The organism is Protofrankia sp. CiP1_Cm_nod3, assembly GCF_982290655.1.
Window position 1 is genome coordinate 1 of the sequence record NZ_CEVIVD010000195.1, and the last position, 4356, is coordinate 4356.

Annotated in this window: 4 protein-coding genes; 3 read left to right on the forward strand and 1 reads right to left on the reverse strand. The window is 71.4% G+C overall.

Annotation, left to right across the window (positions count from 1 at the left end; genetic code table 11):
- On the reverse strand, positions 1-2316 hold a 2316-nt coding region (gene cas3, locus AC5LUJ_RS22360; RefSeq protein ID WP_493465681.1), incomplete at its 3' end, for a CRISPR-associated helicase Cas3'.
- A gap of 279 nt (positions 2317-2595) precedes the next feature.
- On the opposite strand from cas3, the gene AC5LUJ_RS22365 reads away from it, so the two are divergent.
- The 3 genes from AC5LUJ_RS22365 to AC5LUJ_RS22375 all read left to right on the forward strand — a co-directional run.
- Positions 2596-3081: a hypothetical protein gene (locus tag AC5LUJ_RS22365; RefSeq protein ID WP_493465682.1), complete on the forward strand. Its 486-nt coding sequence runs from the start codon at positions 2596-2598 to the stop codon at positions 3079-3081.
- A gap of 43 nt (positions 3082-3124) precedes the next feature.
- Entirely contained in the window at positions 3125-3778 is a 654-nt protein-coding gene (locus AC5LUJ_RS22370; RefSeq protein WP_493465683.1) for a TetR/AcrR family transcriptional regulator, read from the forward strand.
- Positions 3779-4083: 305 nt separating this feature from the next.
- Positions 4084-4356, forward strand: a 273-nt coding sequence (locus tag AC5LUJ_RS22375) for a type IV toxin-antitoxin system AbiEi family antitoxin domain-containing protein (RefSeq protein ID WP_493465684.1), incomplete at its 3' end; no start/stop codon positions are given.

Here is a 4356-nt window from a genome sequence, read left to right on the forward strand (position 1 = left end):
CGGATCCTCACCGTAACCGGCGGCGACCAGCCCGGGGACATCGGCCGGCACCGACCATCCGTCGCCCGCTGCCGCGTCGGCGACCAGGGCGGCGGAGCGCAGCAGCAGGTGGTCCCCGTACACGGCCCGGCTCCCACCGGGCCATGTCGGCACGGCGCCCGGCCGCAGCAGCAGGCCACTGACGATCACTCTGGGTTGTCGCAGCCCGGGCGGGCGCTCCGTGGCGGGCCGGTCGTGGCGGTGCAGCCGGCCGACCCGCTGGAGCAGCAGGTCGATCGGCGCGAGGTCGGTGACGAGCAGGTCGACGTCCACGTCGAAGGACTGCTCGGCCACCTGGGTCGCGACCACGACCAGCCGCCGCGGCCGGGCCGCCCCCGCGGGCCGTCCCGGCCGGCCCAGCAGGTCCACCACCCGCTCGGCGCGGGCGGCGCGTTCGGCCGCGACGAACCGGGCGTGCAGCAGCACGACGTCCTCGCCGAACGCCGGGCGCAGCGCGGTGTGGACGTCCTGGGCGCGGGCGACGGTGTTGCACACCACCAGCGCGCACCCGCCGTCACCCACCTCCGCCGTGACCGCGGCGGCGACGGCCGCGGGGGAGAAGTCCGGGGTCTCGGCGAGCACCCGCACCTCGACCCGGGCCGAGGCACGCCACGAGGGCCCGGACGCGACCTCGTCCCATCGCTTGCCTTCCGTCGTCACGCACACCGCGGTGGCGCTCGGGTAGCCTGCCGGTACCGGGAGGTCCGTCACGTCCACGTCACGTTCCTGCAGCGCACCCTGGAGATAGGCGCGGACCAGTTGCAGCCGCAGCGACGGCGGCAACGTCGCCGACAGCAGGACGACCGGGACACCGGTGTCGGCGAGCCAGCGCAGCGCCTCGAACAGGAACTGCGCCATGTACACGTCGTAGGCGTGCACCTCGTCCAGCACGACCACCCGGCCCGCCGTACCGGCCTGCCGCAGCATCACGTGCTTCGTTCGCGTCGCCGCATGCAGCAACTGGTCGACGGTGCCCACCGTGACCGGCGCCAGCAGGCCCCGTTTCGGGCCGAGGAACCACTCGGCGGCGGCCGTGCCACTGACAGCCGGCCGGCCACCGTCCCCGGCGGCCGATCCGCTCCCGGTGCCGCCGGAACCGATGAAGCCGTAGTCGTCGTCCATGTCGTACTCGTCCCGCTCGTCGGCGATGTCCGCGAAGGCGACGGCGGAACGCAGCGCCGCCCACTCCTTGTTGAAACGCGCGCGCCCGTGCAGGAGCCCGATGGGCACATCCGGATCCACCGACGTCAGCCACGTCCGGACCCGGCCGAACATCGGGTCGCTGGTCGCCTGGGTGGGCATCCCGACGAACATCCCGTCCGCGCCGAACCGGCTGGCCAGCACCTCCACCACCGCGAAAGCGGCCTCCGTCTTGCCCTCACCCATCGGGGCCTCAAGGATGAGCAGGCCCGGCGTGGGCATCCGCGCCGCCAGCCGTACCGCGTCGGCCTGGGCGGGGCGGGCGGCGACACCGAAACGATGGCGTACCAGGTCGGGCTGGTCCCGCGGCGCCGGCCGGTCGGCGCGCCAGCCGCCGCGCAGCCCCAGCTTGTCCCACGCCCGCTGGGCGCGATCCCGTGATTTCTCGATCGAGATGTCGGAGAGATCGGACAGCCCGTCGAAGTGCCGCGCGTCGCTGGCAACCCAGTCCGCCATGATGATCATGCCGGACAGGGTGAGCTGGCCGCCTCGGCGCGGCGTCGCCACATCCGAGAAGGCATCCAGGTCCAGTCCCAGCTCGCCGGCGACCCGTCCGACGAACTCCTGTTGGACGTCGAGCCACCGGCCGCGGCCGTGCGCGGTGGGACTGGTGGGCCGCAGCCGGTCCGTCCCGGGCACCTTGCCGTGATGCCCGGCCACCAGCGGCCACACCCAGTTACGGGCCGGCGCGCCCCAGCCCGCCTCCTTCAGACAGTCACGGACGATGACCGCGCCGGCGCGCGCATGATGCCAGCCGGCGGCCTGGCTGCGGGTGAGCCCACGCCAGTCGAGGCCGGCCGCGCGGACCCGTTCCGCCAGCCCGTCGTCCTTCGTCTGGAAGGCGGGAGTCGCCTTGCCCACATCGTGCAGGCCGCACAGCAGGGCGAACAGGGAACGGCCCCGGCCACCACTGCACTCGTCGAGGCGGCCACGTATGGCGGTGGACAGGAAACGGTCCCAGACGAGCTCGCCGACCGCGGCCGTGTCGAGCAGATGCCCCAGCAGCAGATGCATCGAGCCCTGGGCGTCCGACTTCCCCCACACCACGGCAATAGCCGCGTCGGCCGCGTCCCGCATGATGTTCCCCCCGTGTCCAGCAGATCGGACACGGCGCATTCAACCACCCGATGGACAGCTACCACGCCACAGGGTGACATACACGGCCACGACGGCGATCATCTCCATGCCGGGGTCCGGCGGGCCTCGACCGCGCCGTCCGCCAGCTGTGCGCATGCGTCATGCCACGGCGCTGATGCGGCATGACGCGAGCATGGGGATCACCGTCCTGGACCGTGAGGTCTACTCGATGGGCGAGGCGGCGCGTGTCCTCGGTGTGCGACCGGCGCGGCTGCGTGGATGGATCGACGGCTACTCCGTGGCGGCTCGGTCTACGAGCCGGTCATCCGGCCCGAACGGACCGGCGAAGAGGCCGTCACCTGGGGGGAGTTCGTCGAGGCCGGTTATCTTCGCGAGTACCGGATACGGCACAGGGTCTCTCTGCGACGTCTCCGTCCGGTCGTGCAGTTTCTGCGGGAGCGTTTCGGTGTCCCCTATCCGCTCGCGCACGCCAGGCCGTATGTCGCGAACCGTGAGCTCGTTCTCGAGGTTCAGGACGAGACCGGTATCGACCGGGAGCTCGTGATGGTCGTCATCCGTAACGGCCAGCTCGTACTCGCCCCCGGCGCGGCCGCGTTCGTGGAGAAAGCCGAGTTCGCTCCCGGTGGCGGGGAGGTCCTCCGTATCCATCCGGATGAAAGGTCCAGCCCGGTCGTCATCGACCCGCTGCGTAGCTTCGGCGCGCCGGCCGTTCATGGGATACGCACCGAGAACCTCGGCGGCTGAATGCGGGCCGGCGGTCGGTGAACGCCATGGCGGATACGCTTGGATGATGGATGCGCTCGTCTCTGCCGCTGGTACGGCGACCGGGCGTGGCCGGGTGGACAAGCGGGAGGCGATCCTCGCCGCCGCGTTCGAGGTGTTCGCCCGCAAGGGGTACGAGGGCGCGAGCGTCGATCTCATCGCGAGCGAGGCCGGGGTGGCCAAGCCGACGCTCTACAACCATCTTGGGAGCAAGGAGAAGCTGTTCCGGCTGGTGATGGTCGACGCGGCGGTCCGGGCGAACGCCCGCACCCTCGCCGTGCTCAGGAACTTCCCGACCGAGCCGGCCGATCTTGTCGGTGAGCTGGGTGCCGTCGCCGACGGGCTGGCGGCGTGCGTCTGCGACGAGCAGTCGGTGGCCGCCCGCCGTCTGATGTACATGGAGTCCGGTCGTTTCCCCGATCTGTTCCGGACGATGTGGGCCTCCGGCGAGGAGGTGATCGAGACGCTGGCCGGCCGGATGGCCCGGCTCGCGCACGCCGGCTACCTGGAGATCGCCGACCCCGCGACGGCCGCCACCCAGTTCGTCGGCCTCGTCCTGGGGGACCTGCCGCTGCTCACGGTCTTCGCCCCCGACACCGTGACCCCCGCCCACCGCGACCAGACCGCCGCCGCCGGCGTGACCACCTTCCTGCGCGCCTTCGCCCGCCGTCCGTCGTGACCGGTACCTGTCCGGCCATCCGCGCGGACGCCGTCGCCCGGAACGCACCGGCGGCATGACGGCCCGCGCCGCGGTCGGGTTGGCTGCCCGCGGGCGCCCGGCGTGGGACGGGAACATGCTGTGGCCGTCGGACCGGTGACGGAAGGAGATTCCCGGATGACCTTCCAGGTGACGTTCGACTGTATCGCCGACGGTTTGCCCACCAGCCCTCGGCGTGAACGGGAGTCGACAGCCTCAGGCGGTCACTGATCACTTGTCGCATCGGGCGTGAGCCAATAGTATCACGTTTCCGTTATACTTTTGCCATGTCTGATCATACGCTGGCGCGAGAGGAGCTCTGGGATGTCGCGGCGTCCCAGCACGGGTTTGTGACCGCCCACCAGGCGACCGAGCTCGGTGTCGGCAAGGGGGCACTGCAGATGCTCGTACAGCGCGGCACCCTCGACCGGGTAGCGTTCGGTGTCTACCGCTTCCCCCGCTACCCGGTGAGCGAGTACGACCCCTGCATGCTTGCGGTGCTGTGGACGCGCGCACCGGAAGCGTGCCTGAGCCACGAGACCGCACTGGATGCCTACGGC